This window comes from Neobacillus oceani (genome assembly GCF_046237595.1).
In the GTDB taxonomy this organism is placed as follows: Bacteria; Bacillota; Bacilli; order Bacillales; family Cytobacillaceae; genus Bacillus_D; species Bacillus_D oceani.
Window position 1 is genome coordinate 2,593,046 of the sequence record NZ_CP143543.1, and the last position, 18,414, is coordinate 2,611,459.

General features: G+C 45.8%; 21 protein-coding genes, 1 tRNA gene and 2 other annotated features. Of the genes, 5 read left to right on the forward strand and 17 right to left on the reverse strand.

The features are described 5' to 3' along the window. Positions 1-186: 186 nt before the first annotated feature. Entirely contained in the window at positions 187-759 is a 573-nt protein-coding gene (locus V1499_RS12955) for a hypothetical protein (RefSeq protein WP_409270327.1), read from the reverse strand. 161 nt (positions 760-920) lie between these two features. Here V1499_RS12955 and V1499_RS12960 point away from each other — a divergent pair, with 161 nt between their 5' ends. After that, entirely contained in the window at positions 921-1,526 is a 606-nt protein-coding gene (locus V1499_RS12960) for a class I SAM-dependent methyltransferase (protein WP_409270328.1), read from the forward strand. Positions 1,527-1,565: 39 nt separating this feature from the next. Here V1499_RS12960 and trpA read toward each other — a convergent pair whose 3' ends face one another. The 8 genes from trpA to V1499_RS13000 form a co-directional block, all read right to left on the reverse strand. After that, complete coding sequence (trpA, locus tag V1499_RS12965; RefSeq protein WP_409270329.1) at positions 1,566-2,354, reverse strand: tryptophan synthase subunit alpha; 789 nt, start codon at positions 2,352-2,354, stop codon at positions 1,566-1,568. Next, positions 2,347-3,540, reverse strand: a complete 1,194-nt coding sequence (gene trpB, locus V1499_RS12970) for a tryptophan synthase subunit beta (RefSeq protein WP_409276295.1) — start codon at positions 3,538-3,540, stop codon at positions 2,347-2,349. The genes trpA and trpB overlap by 8 nt, the downstream gene beginning before the upstream one ends. A 29-nt stretch (positions 3,541-3,569) precedes the next feature. Then, positions 3,570-4,172 carry a phosphoribosylanthranilate isomerase gene (locus tag V1499_RS12975; RefSeq protein ID WP_409270330.1) on the reverse strand — a complete coding sequence of 201 codons (603 nt, stop codon included), beginning with the start codon at positions 4,170-4,172 and terminating at the stop codon, positions 3,570-3,572. After that, positions 4,169-4,960, reverse strand: coding sequence for an indole-3-glycerol phosphate synthase TrpC (gene trpC / locus V1499_RS12980; RefSeq protein WP_409270331.1), 792 nt, complete (start codon positions 4,958-4,960; stop codon positions 4,169-4,171). Before trpC ends, V1499_RS12975 begins: the two co-directional genes overlap by 4 nt. Further along, the gene (trpD, locus tag V1499_RS12985; protein ID WP_409270332.1) at positions 4,961-5,986 is read right to left on the reverse strand and encodes an anthranilate phosphoribosyltransferase; all 1,026 of its coding nucleotides are present in this window, start codon (positions 5,984-5,986) and stop codon (positions 4,961-4,963) included. Beyond that, the gene (locus V1499_RS12990; RefSeq protein ID WP_409270333.1) at positions 5,958-6,569 is read right to left on the reverse strand and encodes an anthranilate synthase component II; all 612 of its coding nucleotides are present in this window, start codon (positions 6,567-6,569) and stop codon (positions 5,958-5,960) included. The genes trpD and V1499_RS12990 overlap by 29 nt, the downstream gene beginning before the upstream one ends. After that, positions 6,566-7,969 carry an anthranilate synthase component I gene (gene trpE / locus V1499_RS12995; protein WP_409270334.1) on the reverse strand — a complete coding sequence of 468 codons (1,404 nt, stop codon included), beginning with the start codon at positions 7,967-7,969 and terminating at the stop codon, positions 6,566-6,568. The genes V1499_RS12990 and trpE overlap by 4 nt, the downstream gene beginning before the upstream one ends. A gap of 64 nt (positions 7,970-8,033) precedes the next feature. Beyond that, positions 8,034-8,277, reverse strand: a binding site (T-box leader). 88 nt (positions 8,278-8,365) lie between these two features. Next, positions 8,366-8,614 (reverse strand) — a binding site (T-box leader). 51 nt (positions 8,615-8,665) lie between these two features. Continuing rightward, complete coding sequence (locus V1499_RS13000; protein ID WP_409270335.1) at positions 8,666-9,322, reverse strand: MOSC domain-containing protein; 657 nt, start codon at positions 9,320-9,322, stop codon at positions 8,666-8,668. 138 nt (positions 9,323-9,460) lie between these two features. Here V1499_RS13000 and V1499_RS13005 point away from each other — a divergent pair, with 138 nt between their 5' ends. From V1499_RS13005 to V1499_RS13015, 3 genes are all read left to right on the forward strand, one after another. Then, positions 9,461-10,732 carry an MFS transporter gene (locus tag V1499_RS13005; protein ID WP_409270336.1) on the forward strand — a complete coding sequence of 424 codons (1,272 nt, stop codon included), beginning with the start codon at positions 9,461-9,463 and terminating at the stop codon, positions 10,730-10,732. 95 nt (positions 10,733-10,827) lie between these two features. After that, positions 10,828-10,911, forward strand: a tRNA-Leu gene (locus V1499_RS13010). Between the two features lie 132 nt (positions 10,912-11,043). Continuing rightward, positions 11,044-11,511 carry a cupin domain-containing protein gene (locus V1499_RS13015; RefSeq protein WP_409270337.1) on the forward strand — a complete coding sequence of 156 codons (468 nt, stop codon included), beginning with the start codon at positions 11,044-11,046 and terminating at the stop codon, positions 11,509-11,511. A gap of 146 nt (positions 11,512-11,657) precedes the next feature. Here V1499_RS13015 and V1499_RS13020 read toward each other — a convergent pair whose 3' ends face one another. From V1499_RS13020 to V1499_RS13030, 3 genes are read right to left on the reverse strand one after another with little or no spacing between them, the layout of a single operon-like run. Next, positions 11,658-12,227, reverse strand: a complete 570-nt coding sequence (locus tag V1499_RS13020; protein WP_409270338.1) for a DMSO/selenate family reductase complex B subunit — start codon at positions 12,225-12,227, stop codon at positions 11,658-11,660. A gap of 17 nt (positions 12,228-12,244) precedes the next feature. After that, entirely contained in the window at positions 12,245-14,635 is a 2,391-nt protein-coding gene (locus V1499_RS13025; protein ID WP_409270339.1) for a DMSO/selenate family reductase complex A subunit, read from the reverse strand. Beyond that, complete coding sequence (locus V1499_RS13030; protein ID WP_409270340.1) at positions 14,625-15,284, reverse strand: molecular chaperone; 660 nt, start codon at positions 15,282-15,284, stop codon at positions 14,625-14,627. Before V1499_RS13030 ends, V1499_RS13025 begins: the two co-directional genes overlap by 11 nt. Before the next feature lie 273 nt (positions 15,285-15,557). On the opposite strand from V1499_RS13030, the gene V1499_RS13035 reads away from it, so the two are divergent. Beyond that, a complete protein-coding gene (locus tag V1499_RS13035) occupies positions 15,558-15,839 on the forward strand; it encodes a DUF6509 family protein (RefSeq protein WP_409270341.1) in 282 nt (93 codons plus the stop codon). A gap of 39 nt (positions 15,840-15,878) precedes the next feature. Here the strand turns inward: V1499_RS13035 and V1499_RS13040 are convergent, their stop codons facing one another. The 5 genes from V1499_RS13040 to V1499_RS13060 all read right to left on the reverse strand — a co-directional run bounded on the left by V1499_RS13040 (position 15,879) and on the right by V1499_RS13060 (position 18,381). Then, on the reverse strand, positions 15,879-16,769 hold the full coding sequence (locus tag V1499_RS13040) for a GNAT family N-acetyltransferase (protein WP_409270342.1): 891 nt from the start codon (positions 16,767-16,769) through the stop codon (positions 15,879-15,881). 18 nt (positions 16,770-16,787) lie between these two features. Then, the gene (locus V1499_RS13045) at positions 16,788-16,991 is read right to left on the reverse strand and encodes a cold-shock protein (RefSeq protein ID WP_409270343.1); all 204 of its coding nucleotides are present in this window, start codon (positions 16,989-16,991) and stop codon (positions 16,788-16,790) included. Between the two features lie 214 nt (positions 16,992-17,205). Next, positions 17,206-17,523 carry a metallophosphoesterase family protein gene (locus tag V1499_RS13050; RefSeq protein ID WP_409270344.1) on the reverse strand — a complete coding sequence of 106 codons (318 nt, stop codon included), beginning with the start codon at positions 17,521-17,523 and terminating at the stop codon, positions 17,206-17,208. Beyond that, positions 17,513-17,707, reverse strand: coding sequence for a metallophosphoesterase family protein (locus V1499_RS13055; protein WP_409270345.1), 195 nt, complete (start codon positions 17,705-17,707; stop codon positions 17,513-17,515). The genes V1499_RS13050 and V1499_RS13055 overlap by 11 nt, the downstream gene beginning before the upstream one ends. A 2-nt stretch (positions 17,708-17,709) precedes the next feature. Beyond that, positions 17,710-18,381: a phosphatase PAP2 family protein gene (locus V1499_RS13060; RefSeq protein WP_409270346.1), complete on the reverse strand. Its 672-nt coding sequence runs from the start codon at positions 18,379-18,381 to the stop codon at positions 17,710-17,712. Positions 18,382-18,414 lie beyond the last annotated feature (33 nt).

An 18,414-nucleotide genomic window follows, 5' to 3' on the forward strand; every position in this document is an offset into this window, starting at 1 on the left:
TTGCAACTGATTTTTTATCTGTTTTGGCGCACCTTTTTCGGTCATATATACCTGAAAATATTACAATTACGGATATCCGGGTAAAATCCCAGATACATTTTTTAAAAATTGTTGAATCGATCCCCAATGATTTTCCAAAAGATTCGGTTAATCGAATCGATTCGCATATCCCTCAAACAAGACAGGCTACCCAAAAGGATAGCCCGTCAGCTCGCGGATTCCCCTGCTAAGGATTTTCCACTTAACCGGAAATTTATTGATGCCGCACTTTTCATAAACAGTGGTCGTCGTTTTGAGCTTAACCGACCAGCTTAAGCCATCGAGGATAATCCCATCTTCAGGATAATAGGTTTTATCCCAATTCCAAATTGCCGATTTGTATATCTTTGTTTTGAAAATCAAGATATCCCCGGGGTTCTTTGGTTCTGAAATACCAGGGAACCGCGGACAATCCCTGTCACGCCATTCAATGAATGTGAAATACCCTTTTGTAAAATCAACCTTTACCTGATAGGACCCCATACCGGGAAGCTCGGTATTAACGGTCAAACATAGAGGCTGTTTGCCTGGCTGTATGGAAACCATGCCGCCCTGAAGCGAGAACAGCTCTTTTTTTCTATTAAGAACCTTGTAGATATCTGACGGATCATGTGTGAAACCATCATTTTCAAAAAGCGTATTCGCTTCATTGCAAAGTTCTGCGAGCGGTAGCGGCCCTTTTTCATCAAGAATTATTAAAATTCCTTCATCCAGCCGCATAAAATTCCACCCTTTCATCCTTCTTATCTATTTCATGCCAACCTTCTTTCAGTATAGTAAATATTCTGTCAATCCTCTGTAACAATTCGCACGTTTTGATTGGACCATTTTGAATTGATTTGCTAGTTTCAGGGTAAAAGGCCACAAAGGGGGCATGGACGTTGAAGAAATTAGCCAAGCAATTCAGGTTGCCAAGGGGATTTCTGGGGAAAATTGCCGGTAAAGTCATGTATTTCGAAAATAAGAAAATCAATGATTGGACAATCAGCCAGCTCTCCATTTTAAATGGGCAACGGGTTCTTGAAATTGGCTTTGGTCCTGGATACGCAATCGGAACCATAGCCGAACGTTTTCCGGATTGTTTGATTGAAGGAATTGATTTTTCATTGAAAATGAAACAAGAAACGGAAAAGAAACACGACCATTTATTAAAAGCAGGAAAATTAAAGCTGTGGCGGGACGAAATTTCAAGCTTCGAATTTTCAAAAGAAAAATATGACCGGATTTTTTCGGTTAACAATTTTCCACTTTGGAAAAATCCACAGGAAACAATAAGCAAGATAGCCACTTCCCTCAAACCAGGGGGCAGAATTGCCATTACCGTACAGCCGAGGGAGAAGGGTGACACTGATGATACAGCGAGGGATTTGGAAAAAAAGCTTAAGAATGATTTAAAATCGGCGGGACTCCAAAGCATCAGCATATCCTATAAAAAAGTTCACCCAATTCTTTCCGTTTGCGCAACAGCCGAAAAACCACACCGTTGACGATGTGGTTTTTCTTTCGTTTGCTACACGGTGAATCCCTTAAAAGGCAGACTCTTTTTCTTTTTTAAAACAGGAAACTAACTCCTCTAACTCCGCCATTTTTCCCTCATGAAGAAGCTGAACAATCTTGCTTCCGGCAATGACTCCATCACAATAGTTGGCAAGTTCCCTCGCCTGTTCTCCGCTAGTAACACCAAATCCAGCGAAAACGGGAAGCCGGCTGGCGCTCTTCACCTCGGCGAGAAAAGTTGGGAGCCCTTCCTCGAAGCTGTCTCTCCCCCCAGTTACCCCTTTTACTGTGACAGCATAGACGAAACCGTTCCCTTTTTCAGAGATTGCCCTAATCCTTTCAACCGGGGTTGTCAGGGTGACTAGGCGAATCAATTCGATACCCGAATCTGTTAGGAATGGCTCAATCAATCCTTCTTCATCTAATGGGAGATCCGGAACGATAAGGCCGTCAATGCCAGCTTCCTTGCTGTCATGGAAAAAATCCGATAATCCGTATGCGAGGATAGGATTTAAATACGTCATGACAATAATTGGAATTGAAATCGAAGCCCGGGCGCCTGCTAAATGTTCAATGGTTCCCTTTAGTGTCGTTCCGCTTGCAAGCGACCTTACCCCTGCTTCCTGGATGACTGGGCCGTCCGCTACCGGATCGGAAAATGGGATGCCGACCTCGATTACGGAAGCACCCAGCCTTTCGAGCAGGTCAAGCCTTTCCGCCAGGCAACCGAGCCCTCCATCACCGGCCATAATATACGGTACAAAAGCCTTTTCATTGCTATCCTTTAATCGCTTAAGGCTTTCCGCCATTCTACTCATGTGCCTCCGCTCCTTTCATTTTCGATTTTACCGTTTCGACATCCTTATCCCCTCTCCCTGACAAGCAGACAACGACCGATTCCTCAGGATCCATTTTTGCGGCAAGCTTTAACGCAAAGGCAACGGCATGCGCGCTTTCAAGGGCCGGGATAATTCCCTCCTTGATAGCCAGCAGCTTGAATGAGGACAGCGCTTCTTCGTCCGTAATCGAATCATATTCTACCCTTCCGCTATCCTTCAGGTAGCTGTGCTCCGGACCTACGCCAGGATAGTCAAGTCCGGCCGAAATTGATTGTGCCTCCTGAATCTGGCCGTCTCTGTCCTGGAGAAGATACATGAAAGCTCCATGGAGAACACCGGGTTTTCCTTTTGTTAATGAAGTTGCATGGAATGGAGTGCCGATACCGCTCCCCGCAGCTTCAACGCCGAAAAGCTTCACCTCGTAATCTTCAATAAAATCGTAAAACATTCCCATCGCATTGCTCCCGCCGCCTATGCAGGCCACAACGGCATCAGGTAGTCCGCCTTCTTTATCGGCAAATTGCCTCTTCGTTTCCCTGCCGATCACACTCTGGAAATCGCGGACAACCATCGGAAATGGGTGCGGTCCCATAACCGATCCCAGCAAATAGTGAGTATCATCTACATTGGCAACCCAATACCGCAGGGCCTCATTCACTGCGTCCTTCAAAGTAGAGCTTCCTGAATGAACGCTCACAACTTTTGCTCCCAAAAGCTCCATCCTGAAAACGTTCAATGCTTGCCTTTTGACATCCTCCGCCCCCATAAAGACAATGCATTCGAGATTCAGCAAAGCGCAAACCGTCGCTGTTGCAACCCCATGCTGCCCCGCTCCAGTTTCCGCAACAATTTTCCGCTTTCCCATCCTCAACGCGAGCAAAGCTTGGCCAATCGTATTGTTGATTTTATGGGCGCCGGTATGGTTCAAATCCTCCCGCTTCAAATAAATTTTTGCACCACCCGCATGGCTTGTCAGATTTTCAGCAAAATAAAGCGGGGTTTCCCTGCCAACATACTCCTTTAAAAGCCTGTCCAGCTCGAGTTGAAATAACGGTTCGTTTTTCGCCTCTTTGTATGCTTCTTCCATTTGCAGAATGGCCTGCATCAATGTTTCCGGAACGTATCTTCCTCCAAATGTTCCGAAATGGCCCATTTCGTCTGGCATCGTGTATGTTTGCACTGCGCTTCTCCTCCTTATTGCTTTGCAGCAAAAATGAAATCTTTCATTTTATCCAAGTCCTTCATTCCGTCCGTTTCAACCCCGCTGCTGACGTCGACCATAAATGGATTTGCGGTACGTATGGCTATACCGACATTTTCACTGTTCAACCCGCCGGCAAGAATAATTCTTTTGCCGTCCAATATGGCACTTTGAAGGATTGTCCAGTCAAAAGATATTCCTGTTCCTCCCCTATAAGCTCCTTTTGGGCTGTCGAGTAAAAAGCCCTCGCATGCATATTCGGTAACCAGCTCTAGATCGGAATGGCTGCCAATATTGAATGCCTTTATGACTGGAAGGGTAAATTCTTTGCAAAAATTTGGCGATTCCTCCCCATGAAGCTGAATATGGGTGAGGCCGCAGTAGTCAGCAATTTCCTGGATTCTTTGTTTTGATTCGTTTACAAAAACGCCGAACTTGTGAATATCCTCAGGCAGTTGAGCAATAATTTCCCTTGCAAGCCTCGGCGAGACTTTTCTTCTGCTTTCGGCAAAAACGAAGCCAAGAGCGTCTGCTCCGAATTCTACTGCTTTCCTTGCTGTTTCTCCATTCATAATCCCGCATATTTTCACCTTCATCGTTGCGCCACCTCCATCTTTGGTACGATGAATTCCCGAAGGCTTGCCTCAAGGCTTCCGCTCTCCATCAGCGTCTGGCCAATCAGCAGCCCTTGTGCCCCAGCACCCGCTGCCAGCCTAGCATCCGCAGCCGTTTTCATGCCGCTCTCACTGATCAGGCAGGCTCCGGAAGCAGAGACCCTTGGCCCCAATTCTGTGGTTGTATTCAATGAAACTTCGAAAGTCCGTAAATCACGGTTATTGATCCCGATTAATTTTGCCCCGGCTTTCTTCGCTATCGACAGCTCCTCTTCATTATGGATCTCTACCAGAACCTCCAGCCCAAGCGATTCCGCATAAGTTTTAAGAGAATGTAATCTGGTTTCCGCGAGTGCCGCCACGATTAAAAGGATGATGTCGGCTCCAGCCTGATAGGCATGGTCGATTTGCAATTCATCAATGATGAAATCCTTGCAAAGGAGCGGCAAATCCACCGCACTCCGTACCTCCTTGAGGTCATCGAATGATCCATTAAAAAATTTCTGGTCGGTTAGGACAGAAATTGCCGTGGCCCCGGCCAGCTCATACAATTTCGCCTGCTCACCAGGCCGAATATTGCCGTTGATCAATCCTCTCGATGGGGATGCTCGTTTGTATTCAGCAATAATGGCAATGTCCTTGTCCTGCTTCAACTTTTGGATGAATGGCTTTCTTTTCGGCAGGCTCTCGTAAATGTTCACGCCTTTTTCCTTTAAAAGGGCAACTTCCTTTTCTTTTTCCGCTAGAATTTTATGTAAAATTGTCTCCACTTAAATTGCCTCCTTTTGCATCTTGGTAGAAAAGTCCCTTAATCCTTCAAGTTTTTTGTAGGCTGCTCCCGAATCAATACTTTTCCTAGCCATGTCAATTCCTTCGATGAGGCTTTCGGAATGCCTAGCCGCATAAATCCCCAGCCCTGCGTTCAGCAGCACTGTCTCCCTGAACGGCCCTTTTTTTCCAAGCAATACGTCCAAAAGGATTTTTGCGTTTTCCCCTGCGGAACCTCCTTTTATTTCGGAATTGTTGATCTGCTGTAGCCCGAGTTCTTCGGGGATAAACTTGAAATAGTTGATTTCTCCATACTCGATAATTGCTAGATTGTTTTCTCCTTCAAGGGAAGCCTCATCCAAGGAACCTTTCCCGTTGATGACAATTGCCCGCTTTCGGCCAAGAACTTTAAGCGTTTTTGCGAATAAAGGTATGAACTCTGGCTTATAGACCCCAACAAGCTGGTAATCCAAATCGATCGGATTTGATAGGGGGCCAATCAGGTTGAATGCTGTAGGGATCTTCAGCTGCCTCCGAACCGCCATAATTTTTTTCAATTTTGGATGGACATGCGGTGCAAACAGGAAGGAGATTCCCATCTCCTTAAGGATTTCCTCGGAAGCGGCGGCGGGTATATTAAGGTGAATGCCTAGGTGCTCCAGAACATCTGCGCTCCCGGTTTTACTGGAGACGCTTCTGTTTCCGTGCTTGGCTACCTTGACACCCGCACCCGCGATTACAAAGGCTGAGGTAGTACTCACATTGAATGTAGAAGCGCCATCTCCGCCTGTCCCACAGTTATCCATAGCATTGCGCAGGTTTTTCCCAAATCCTGACGCGTTTTCTTTTAACGCTTTCGCCATGCCCGCCAGTTCTTCTGGTTCTTCGCCTTTCATTTTCAAAGCCATCAGGAAGGCGGCGATTTCTGTTTCCTCTGCTTCCTCGTTCAGCATCTTACCTATTGCATCCTTCATTTCATCTTCGGTAAGGGAAATCCTTTCAGACAGTTGGAGTAAGTATTCTTTCATCTCTATCCTTCCTTTCAATCCTGTTTAGGAAATTTTCAATAATTCGTTTGCCAGACGAAGTCCCGATTGACTCTGGATGAAACTGGATTCCATATACCGGAAAGTCCCTGTGATGGACCGCCATGACCTCTCCGTCATCATCCGCAACCGCATCAAGGACCAAGGGCTGAGGAAGATTGGTTTTATCGGCTGCAAGTGAATGATAGCGCATCACGTCAATCTTCCCTGGCAGGTTCTTAAAAAGGGCGCCGCCGTTATGGGTAACCTGAGAAATCTTTCCGTGCCGGATTGACAGTGATTTTCTAACGGTCCCTCCAAACGCTTTTACGATTACCTGATGTCCGAGACATATGCCGAGGATGGGAATACTCCTATGTAATTCATGCACGATTTCCATACAAATCCCTGATTCCTCCGGCTTTCCTGGCCCTGGGGAGAGGACGATTGCCGTTGGGTTTACTTTCCGAATGTCCTGAATGGTAATTTTGTCATTTCTCAAGACCAGGATGGTTTCCCCAAGCTCGCCTAAATACTGATAAAGATTAAAGGTAAAAGAATCATAGTTATCGATAAGCAGGATCATTCCAACCCTCCCAAGAAAGCTTTCAGTTTATAGATTGTTTCCTCGTATTCAAGCTCTGGTATCGAATCATGGACGATTCCGGCACCCGCCTGGATAAAAGCTGTATCATCCTTAATGACCATTGTCCGGATTGCAAGCGCAAAATCCATTTGCCCTCCAGCAGAAATGTAGCCTATGGCTCCTGAATAGAGGCCTCGTTTCATCCCTTCAATCTCATTGATAATTTGCATAGCCCTAATTTTCGGTGCCCCCGAAACAGTTCCTGCTGGGAGGCAAGCCGCCAAAGCGTCGAGGGGTGAGAATTCAGGCCGAAGCTTTCCCTCCAATTCAGAAACGAGATGCATCACATGTCGGTATTTCTCAATTTGAAGGTATTTGCTAACCTGAACAGTTCCAAATTGGCAAATCCTTCCCAAATCATTTCTCCCCAGGTCGACCAGCATCCGATGTTCAGCAAGCTCCTTCTCGTCACGCTTCAACTCGTCAGAAAGTGCCAAATCCTCCTCCCGGCTTTTCCCCCTTGGCCTTGTGCCTGCAATTGGATTAGAGTAAACCATCCTTCCGCACATTTTTACCAGGCTCTCCGGGGAAACGCCCATCACGCTGTATGCCCCGAAGTCGAAATAAAACATGTACGGCGACGGATTATGCGTCCTAAGCCTACGGTAGCAGGAAAAAGAATCACCGCTGAACTTGGAGCTCATCCTCTGTGAAAGGACAGCCTGGAAAATATCTCCCTCTTCAATATGCCGTTTGACAGTGTTCACCTTATCAATGAATGTCTGTTTCGTTATCTCCGCGGTGAAAGTTCCGAGTAAAAATGACGCCGGATCAATTTCAAAATGTGGCTTTGCCAGTTCAATCCGCCTCTTTTCAAGTCTCGCAGCTAGGCTCTCATCTGACGTCACAGCGAGAAGTGGCACTCCAGCGATGTAAACCTTTTGTTCGAGATGGTCATAAACGATGACTTCTTCAAAGAACATGAAATGGCAATCCGGCAATCCAAGACTTGCGTCAGGTACGTGACCTATATCCTCGTACAGCCTGATCACATCGTAGCCCGCATACCCCGCCGCTCCCCCGAAGAAAGGGAATGGCACATCGGCTTCAATCTGTGGCAGCAGATTTTCTACAATCTTGAGCGGATTCCCTTCGATTGCCGTTTCCTCCGACCCGGCCATTATCAAGCGGTTATTAGTTCCCTCAGAAACCAATTCGAAAGCGGGACAAGCACCAATGAAGGAATAGCGGCCGACATCCGAATGCTTTAACGAACTCTCCAGGAGGAACTTTTTGGTCCCTTGCAGTTTTTGAAAAATGGATACCGGTGTCAGGGTGTCTCCTTGCATTTCAATGTACTGGACCTTTACTGCAGTCCGGGTTGCCTCTACCACTGCCATCACTCCTTGCTTTTCAAGTTTTTTAAAAACAAAAAAGTCCCCTATACACATAGGAATAATGTGTATAGAGGACGATTCTGCGACCGCGGTGCCACCTCAATTGGAACACCAAAACTGGCATTCCCTCTTTCAGGTACAGGAAATTATCCGATACCCTATCCTTTTAACGGTGGAATCCGTGCAGCCCTACTGTCATTCAGGCAGCCTCTCGCAAGCCCATTCAACCTTCCTGCCTGTACCGGTTCGCACCCTTCCCGGCTCTCTGTGACAGGCAATGAAAGCCTACTCCCCTTGCTCAACGATTTGCTCTATTCAATTTGATGGATCATAGTATTTTTGATGGTTAAGCTTAATAGCGTTACAATGTTCCTGAAAAACAAAAAGGGTCCCTGTCCAAAAAAGGACGGGAGACCCGTGGTGCCACCTTCATTGGCTGTATAAACAGCCCACTTCGACCGTATCAAGCCAGATTTGCTAATACGCGCCTATTGTAACGATTAGGCAATTCGCCTGAGCCTACACCTGATAAAAGGTTCGGTCAGGAAGCTCGGAAGTCCATTCGCCTACGCATCCACACTGATTCGCACCACCCATCAGCTCTCTTAAGTTTCCGCCTAAGCTACTACTCTTCGTCAATGCTTTTATGTATTGTTTATTATGATAATCACGAATTTTCAGAATGTCAACAAGAAAACATTATTTTTTCGCCAATTTTTCTTCTGAAATTTTGCGTGCCTTGTTCCGCCATTCTGTCGCAAGTTCAGAATGCGCCGCCAATTTTTCAAAAATGTCCGTGTCACCGCTCTTATGAAGAATAGCCATCGCCGCGGAAAAAACAGTGATTTCTTGATTGCTTCGCTGCTGGAGTACGATTTCCGAATCAGGGGTAATTGAACCTTCCTCAAGGACCCTGAAAAAATAACCTGTTAAACAAGTTTCGTATACCCTTTTTAAAAAAGGGTCGATTGAATTGAATTTAGAAATAATCGAACACGGTACCCTGCCTTGTGTAACCTGGACGACCGCTCCGCCGATTTTAAAAATGTCCCCAACAAAAACCTCGGATTCCCTCATGCCCGTTACGGTAATATTTTCTCCAAATACCGGCGGGCAGAGCTTAGTCCCAAACTCTTCCTCCCATTTCGGGTAATGCTCAAACGGGTAAAGGCATAGCGCCCTGTCAGGTCCTCCATGGAATTCCGGGTTGGCGATCCCGTCCCCGGCCAGCCCATCCCTGGAGAGAAATGCTTCCCTTACTGATTCTTTACCGATAGCCGATATGTATTCCTTCCCATTTCTTTCAAAGCTTTTTGGCTTCCCGACAGCCAGTTGAATGATTTTTGGTTTGTTCAATTTCTTCGCCTACTTTTCAAATAAAAGGTTATATTCTTTTTACTACAATATCGGCGATTGGTAAATAGTAAAGATACAGCGGGCTATTCTGTCCGTTTCCTGTTATGCTATTATGTCGCAAAGGCGGTTCAGCTTATCATGGATTACAGCGAAAAGCTATGCCAGCAAACAAGTACCGATAAACCCGGCAAGTCAGGGGAAGTGGCAAAGCAGAAGTGGGCGATCCTTTCCCTTTCGTCCATTCCTCTTGTGATGACACTTGGAAATTCCATGCTCATCCCCGTCCTTCCCGCCATGGAAGAGGAATTGTCAATCACGTCTTTCCAGACAAGCATGATTATTACCGTTTATTCAATCGTCGCGATTTTTTTAATTCCGGTTGCGGGGTATCTTTCAGACCATATCGGCCGAAAAAAAGTCATCATACCGAGCTTAATCATCACTGCCCTTGGCGGGGCCATTTCTGCGTGGGCTTCATGGAAAGTGGATGATGCTTACTGGATAATCCTTGTGGGCAGGGCTTTGCAGGGTGTCGGAGCTGCAGGGGCTGCTCCCATTGTCCTTCCGCTTGTTGGCGATATGTTCAAGCGCGATCATGATGTAAGCAGTACCCTGGGAGTAATTGAAACTTCAAATACGTTCGGAAAAGTTCTGAGCCCAGTCTTGGGCGCGTTCCTCGCTGGAATTGTCTGGTTCTTGCCATTCTTTTTAATTCCGGTCTTTTGCGCTATATCGATTTTAATGATGGCTTTTCTTGTAAAATGCCCAAAAACCAAGGAAAAGCCAATTCCGTTTAAAACTTTTTTTGCAAATGTCAAAGATACATTTACAAAGAAAGGACGCTGGCTAAATGCTATTTTTTTCATCGGTGGCATTTTGATGTTTGTCCTCTTCGGAATCTTGTTTTATTTATCAGAGGTTTTTGAAAAAGAGCTCGGAATCAAGGACCTAAAAAAGGGGCTGTTCCTCGCTTTGCCGCTAGGAGCTCTTTGCCTGTCCTCCTACATCACCGGAAAAGTGATAAAAAAGAATAAAGTGTTAATGAAATGGCTAATCCTCGCAGGGATATTAATGGCGGGGACCTCGATAGCAGTCCTTTATTTTTCAGTCAAGCTATGGTTTCTTCTTTCAATGTTTACGATTTGCGGTATTGGAATTGGCGTTTGCCTTCCGTCCCTTGATGCACTCATTACCGAGGGAATCGAAAAAGAGGAACGGGGCACTATCACCTCGATTTACAGTTCAATGCGATTTATCGGGGTAGCAGCCGGGCCACCTCTAGTTGCCCTTCTTTTGAAAAAATCGGATATTTGGATCTTCGTCCTTCTAAGCGGCGCATGTGTTTTATCCGCACTGGTCGCCTTCCTAAAGATCCGCCCTGGGAGAAAGGAAGAACCTGCTGGCGGCTAGGGCAGCCTGATTGTGGGCTGCCCTTTCATTTTGGCAGGGAAAAAATATCGTGCGGCATATTAAAAAATATGCTATAGTATAAAAGTATTTGTTTCGCGGGTGTGGCGGAATCGGCAGACGCGCTAGATTCAGGTTCTAGTGGGGGCAACCCCGTGGAGGTTCAAGTCCTCTCATCCGCATAGTTTAGTACGCGTAGAGCGTGAAACCGAAATGGTTTTTACGCTTTTTTTGATGTTTTTGTCGAAGGACTCCTGTTCAATTAACCCTGGATATACGGTAATATTAAGGTAAATGTGAACAGGAGGTTAGCGATGATAACCGCAAATCTTAACTCACTGCAATTGCTTGAAGGATGGTTTCGGAGCGATCCAGCAACAAGGCAAAAGACGGCTTTTCCGCTTTATAAGAGCACTGGGACCGAAAGCATGTCTGTCGTTTATTTTGAAATAGAGCCAGGAAACAGTCTGGGAACGCATTCAGACAGCGCTGAAGAAATCATTCTCATCCTGGAAGGCGAAGCCGAAGCATCGATTGAAGAAGAAATCGCGCTATTAAACAAAGGAGAAATGGCAGTCATTCCTAAAATGAAACTCCACAACATAAGAAATATTGGTTCAGGCCCCTTAAAAGTGGCCGGTTTTTTTGCAAGCGCTCTCGTAGAATCTACCTTTACCGAGCCTCTGATGCCAATCGTCCAACAAACAGTTGGCACTCCCCCCGTTAATAGCCCAAGCCCAATGGCCTGGAATGAAATTTTTAAAATAATAACAGGTTCTTGAACGTTTAAAATAGGGAATCGCAAATTTTTTTATAAAATGCACCTGAAAACTAGTATAGATTATAAATACACTTTCAATTAGCATTGAAAAATGCCTCGATATGAACGAGCCATTTTTTGCTTATTAGCTTAACGAATAACTATTTTTCACGCATCCCTATGAGGCGTAATTACCAGGTTAGGATTGGTGATTGCCGCGCTTGGCATTCCTTTCACTTCATCTATAGTTCCGTATTTTTGCCGTAGTTCCTCAATTGGCCCGCATTCAATCGCCCTCATGATGCAGGTCGAGACACAAACCGGATCCTCACCTTTCGCCTGAAGATCGAGGCAAAAATCGCATTTGTTCGTTTTAAATGTTTTTTCGTTGTATTGGGGAGCGCCATACGGGCAGGCGGATACGCAAAATTTGGTTCCGGCGCATTTATCCTGATCGATGACAGTAATCCCGTCTTCCTTCCTCTTGACAATTGCTCCAGTCGGGCAAATTGGTACACACGCCGGCTTCGTACAGTGGTTGCATGAAACCGAAAAGTAAAACGCTTTTATTTGTTGTACGATAGCGGCTCCCTTTTGGATGTATGCCCCTTCTTCATGGGCGTATACCCGACGGAAGTTCAATCCCACCTCTAAATCCTTTTTGTCCTTGCAGGCTACCGTGCATGCTTTACATCCCGAGCAAAGGCTTTGATTGATATAAAAACCCATTTGTGCCATCGTGGGCCACTCCCCCTCTATGCTTTCTTTACCTCGACGAGATTCGTTTGCTGCGGGTTTGATTTTGCTAGAGGAGTCGGCCTTTGGGCGGTCAGCACGTTTATGGAGCCCCTTTGGTCGATTCCATCCTTATCCGGCGTATACCAGGCACCCTGTGGAATCGCGGCGACCCCCGGCATGATGCGGCTTGTTACTTTCACTGGGATAATTAAAGCTCCCCTGGCATTGAATACCCTGGCCCGGTCACCATCCTTTAACCCCCTTGCCCCGGCATCCACTGGGTTCAGCCACATTTCCTGGGGAAAAGCTTCTTCAAGCCATGGATGGTTGTCATGGGTTGAATGGCAGCGTCTTTTATAATGCCAGCTAATCAACTGCAACGGATATGTTTCCTTCAGCGGGTCGGCCGGCCCTTCCCAAGCCGGTACATATTTCGCGAAAGGCGGTATGACATCATGCTTGTTCATATCCCACAGTGCCTTGGAAAATAGCTCGATTTTCCCTGAGGGCGTCTCAAATGGATTGTTTTCCGGGTCATCAATCTGTTTTTTGAAACCAATCAGCGGCTCGTCAAAAGTAAAATGGTGGATACCCTTTTTCCTGAACTCTTCGAATGTTGGGAATCCCGGGTCGATCTCGGCCCTTGTCCGTTCCACGCTAACCTTAACCCAGTCAAGCATCGTTTTTCCTTCGGTAAAGGCTTCCCTCAAACCGAAATGTTCGGCAATATCGGTAAACACATCATACTCATTCCGGCATTCATACAGAGGATCGATTGCTTTCTCTCCTAAAATGACATAATCTCCGAAGCACCATGGCACCCCAATATCCCACCGTTCAAAAAAGGATGTCCCCGGCAAAAGGATGTCTGCATATTTGGCGCTCGGCGTCATAAAAAGGTCGCCAACCACAATGAATTCCACCTTGCTTTCATCCTCTAGCAGCTTTGTCGTTTTATTAATGTCGGAGTGCTGGTTGACGAGCATATTTCCGCCAATATTGAAAATCAGTTTAATATTGCTTTTTAGTTTGTCCGTTCCCTGTAAGCCATCTTCGGCGGTAAGCTCCGTCCCTCGTTCAACCGCATCGGCCCAAAGGAAGCAAGGGATTGTGGCTTTCACCGGATTCTCGAATGTAATCGGATAGGCAATGCCTGACCTTGACCAGTAGCCTGTTCCAGCGGCCCATCCTCCGAGCTTGCCGACGTTCCCGGTCAGGCAGGCGAGCTGTGCCCCTCCGCGCATGATTTGCTCCCCATATGCATGGCGCTGTGGCCCCCAGCCCTGAAGTAGCGCGGCTGGTTTGATGGTGGCATAATCCCGCGCGATTTCCCTTATCTTAGAAGCAGGAACCTTGCAAATCTGTTCTGCCCATTCAGGTGTTTTCGGTATGCCGTCCGTTTTTCCAAGTAGGTAATTCCGCAAGTTTTCTTCCTTAGGTACCCCTTCCGGCATGTGCGCTTCATCAAACCCGATGCAGTATTTATCGACAAACTCTTTGTCATAAAGATTTTCGGTAACCATCACATACGCCATTGCATCCATCATCGCATTGTCGGTTGTTGGCAAAATCGGAATCCATTCGTCAGCGAAGGCGATGGCTGTATCCGTATACCGCGGATCAATGACAATAATTTTCGCTCCGTTTTTTTTCGCTTCTCGCAAATAGGTTGTATACGGAGTTGAGAAAATATTTTCCGATGGGTTATGTCCCCATAGAATAATATACTTTGAATGGAGGAATGAATCGAAACTTGATCCCGAGTTATTTGTCCCATACGTATACGGTGTCGCAACATTCCCGGCACCTGAACTGTAATCATTCCTGAACCCAAGGTAGCCGCCAGTCATTGCAAGCAACTTCCTGGCCATATACTCTCCGCCGAACAAGCCCCATGACTGTCCGGAAGCATAATTCACGTACCTTGATTCCGGTCCGTATGTTTCGCCGATTCTCTTCATCTCGTTCGCGATCGTTTCAACGGCTTCGGCCCAGGTGATCCGCTCGAATTTTCCTTCACCCCGTTTACCGACGCGTTTCATTGGATATTTGAGCCGGTCGGGATGGTAAAGCATTTTTTTATAGCCCCGCCCGCGGATGCAGGCCCGCATTTGCGGAGAAAGAATATCGTCCTCATTTGTGTCCGTACTGATTCGGACGACCTGGCCTTCCTTTACATGCGCTTTAATGACGCAACGGCCGCCGCAATTGTTTATGCTGCAAGTTGAAATGATTTTTTCCGGGATTTCTTCTTTTATGACATTTTCCGGCTCTTTCCTGCCGATCAGCTGATTTGCCCCGAATCCGCCGAACACGAGAGGGATTCCAATTCCTCCTGACCATTTTAAAAACGTACGCCTTTTCATTTGTTTTTCCAACAGCCCTTTTTCCATTTCCTTATTCTGCACGGGACGATCCCTCCACTAGTTCTTTAAGGAAATCCATATCATCGGCAATAAAATCCTTAGCCAATAATGCGGCACCTCTGTATAGTTTGCTGGTTGTGCTTTGAGCCAGCCTTTTTCCAAAATCGCCTATCCACTGTCCAAGGTGCTCATTCAAGAAGGCGCGCTGTTTCTTAAGAATATTGAAAAACTCGAGTTCTTCTTTTGCATGTATTCCTTTCAAAATGAGATGAAGCATAAATTCCAGTTCGAGGGTTATGTGGTCATCGGGCTCATTGTTTTCTTTTACAAATCGAAGGTCTTCATTATGGAATTGCTCCCTGACCTCATACATTACATCATCAAAAAGCATTTGCTCCCTGCTTCTATAAAACGATTCCCACGGAGGCGCAGGCAATGTCCCCGGTCCAATGAATAGCCTCGAAAACTCCACTGCTTCCCTATTTAAGCAAGGTTTACCTTTTAAAAAATCCTTCAGCTCCACACCGCCCAAGCCAAGTTCTCCAAGGCCGCAAACATCTCCTTGCTCCCTAAAAGCATCTATCCACACCTGATCAAGCGGAGAATGGAACACTCTGAGCAAAAAATGATATATATTGCCCCTCGCTTTCATTAGCGTAATCATTTGTGCTGTATCCTGCTGAGCCAACATTCGTTCCACCTCTTTATTTGTGAAAATATTCACATAAAATTGAACGTAAATTTCATCCGTTGCTTTTCCTTCCCGCAACTATACAAATCATTCTATCCAACTTTATTTTAGCAATTTTATCCTCCCCGTAAGTTATTTTGTTCAATTATTCACATATTGTTCGGAAATGGTCCGCTATGCCCTCCCCTCTCTCTCCTTTTAAAAAAAATACGTTTATGGTATTTTAAATGAAGGTAAAGTACCTGTCAGATGTTATTAGGAGGAAAAATCACGATGGAAATTACAGGCCACACAGTAGAATTTCTTGAAGATCCGTTTGGATTATTGGCAGGAGAGCGCTATGAATTTCTGCTTGATATAGCTGTTGATGAAGACGATGAATTGTATTCCGAATTAGGAACGGGCCTTAAGGTTATTTTTTCAGTTGAAGGCGACGAACATAAAATTGCCCAGTACAACTTTTTCGAGAAAGATTCAGGAAAAGTTTTTGATTTTGCTTTGGAAGACGATGAAGAAGAAATGGTCCTAAAGTACTGTATTGAACATTTTGAATAAAGAAAAAGGTATCCCGGCTGGCCGCCAAAGGATACCTTTTTAAATTTTATATTGATAGGAGATAAAGCATTCATCCGTTTCGAAGCCTTCGCTTGTATAAAGATGGACAGCTTGCTCGTTTTCAGCGTTTACGCTCAGGATTGCCTTGCCAAGGCCAAATTTTCTTCCAACCTGTAGCCCTGCCCGAAGCAACTTGCGTCCGAGCCCATTTTTTTGATGGGACGGCAGGAGCGCAATTGGTCCAATCAAAGCATAATAAATCCTATTATAGTATTCCCTTGCGACACGGACAAGGCCAACAGGCCTGCCCTCCTTGCACAGGAACAATATACCTCCCGGCAGGTAATCAGTCCGGGCGGCGATTTTTCCTGCTTCCTCTTCTGTGAGTGGAGTTTCCGATCCCGCCAGACCTGAAAAGGCTATATTCCGTATATGGCAGTAGTCCTTTTCGTCACGGCCTGGCACGAACTCCTTTAACGAATAGCCTTCTGGGAGAGAAACTTCGCCTGGAGGAAGGTCTTTTCTGGTTAAAAGATACGCATACCTTTCAATGGTAAAGCCCAGTCCAGCGATTTGCTCCCTTGCTTCCACTGCCGTTTCAGGGAGGAACAAGAATACTTTTTCCACTTTATCCATCTCCGGCCGAATCGCTGTAAAGAGGCGGTTATAGACGTCTGGTGCTGCTGGATTGGAATGAAATATCCGGAATCTAGCCCGGTTTCCCCTCAGAAGATAAGGATCCAGTTTCATAGAAACCGCGCCGATGACCTTCCCTCCTTCTAAAGCTATGAACGAAGGGTCTTCATCATCAGGCTTCATTTTTTCCAATTCCTCATCAACCAGAAAAGTGTCGTCAAGGCTTTTCCTATTTGCTATGCAATAATCGATAAACGCACCGATATTGCTTTTGTCCACCCGGATAATCTCCACACTTCCCCATCCTTGTCGTTAAATGTATCGTTTGCTTGTATTCGCTACAACCTGAAGCTCCCTGGTTGTCTTATGCATCGCGCTGCTGCAAATAGGGCATTCGGGCACATCCTCGCTCTTAAAATTGTCCCTTATCCACGCCTTGCATCCTTCCGCCGTGCATTCCCATATATCCGTCTCTTCCATAACTACTTCTTCCGTATTCCTTCGCCCAAACGCCATTCCAGGCACCTCCATGTTTTTTATTCAATCGGCCATGCTCCAACCCGCTTCAGGGCTTCAATCTGACCCGTCCGGATGTCCCTGAACTAAAAATCACCGATGCAAAAATGACTTGCAAGCCACTCTTTACATGCGGTGAAGTGAATCATTTAAAGTTTGTAACTAGTATTAGTATACCTTATTTTCGGGGTTTGGTCTAATGAATGGCTGAGCTTTAATTCGCCCCAAAAAAGACATGTTTTGCGGACAGTTCCTCACCCACCTCAAGAATGCCGTACGAAAATTGTTTCTGCCTGCGTTTGTCGGTAGCGGAACCAGGATTAAAAAGGAGGATTCCCTCTGTAAATTTGTGTACGGGAATATGGGAATGCCCATAAATGATGCAATCGACCTTTTCGCCAATGAAGGCTTCGATCGCCCGCTTTTCCGTCGTTTTTCCGATTCCGTGGCCATGGACAAGACCGATTCTGAATTTTCCTGCCTGAATGATTTTTTTATCCGGAAAAAGGCTCTTCACGTCGTTACCATCCACATTCCACATTCCCATGGACGCCATCAACTTTCGAAAAAGCCGACAGCATCGAATAAACTTCCGGAACCTGCCAATCCCCGGCATGGAGAATTAAGTCAGCAGATTCCAAATCAGGGATAATAGCCTTTGGCAAAGCTTTTGCCTTTTTTGGAATGTGGGTATCTGACAGGACAACAATTTTCATTGCTATTCCCTCCCTTCCTTCACTCTTCCCCTCTTTCCAAAATATAGGAAAAGGATGATGTAGACTGTCAGCCATGCACCTCCCGCTGTAAACCCGCCAATGATGTCACTTGGGTAATGCACGCCAAGATATATCCTGCTGATGCCGATCATGAAAATCATAAATAAGAAGATTCCACACCCGATTACCTTTGTGCTTGCGTTTTTTGCATAATGAAAAACCAGGAAAGCTGCAGCTCCATAGAAAATCATCGACCCCATGGAATGGCCGCTGGGAAAGCTGAAGCCCTGTTCAACAATTAAAGGCTCGATATCAGGACGCTGCCTTTTGAATAACTCCTTTAGGAATATGTTAAAGAGGGAGCCAACGCCCGAAGACAACCCGATATATAAGCCAACCCTCCACTTTCTTTTATAAAAAGAAACAACCATAACAACAATAACAGCGGCGATAATCCAAACGACCGAGCCTGCCATGGTAATAAATAGCATAAATTTAGTTAGGTAAGGAGAAACAGTTCCCTGGACAAAACCAATAATCATTCTATCAAACTTCTCTAATTCATGTTCTTTCATTTCTCCGGGAACCTCGACAAAAGCCATCAGGAAGCCAAAGAGAAAAATCATTGCTAAACCAATATACGAAAATGCTAATTTTATTAATCTGTTTACCATGAAATCCACCTTAATTTACATTGACCGGAAGGC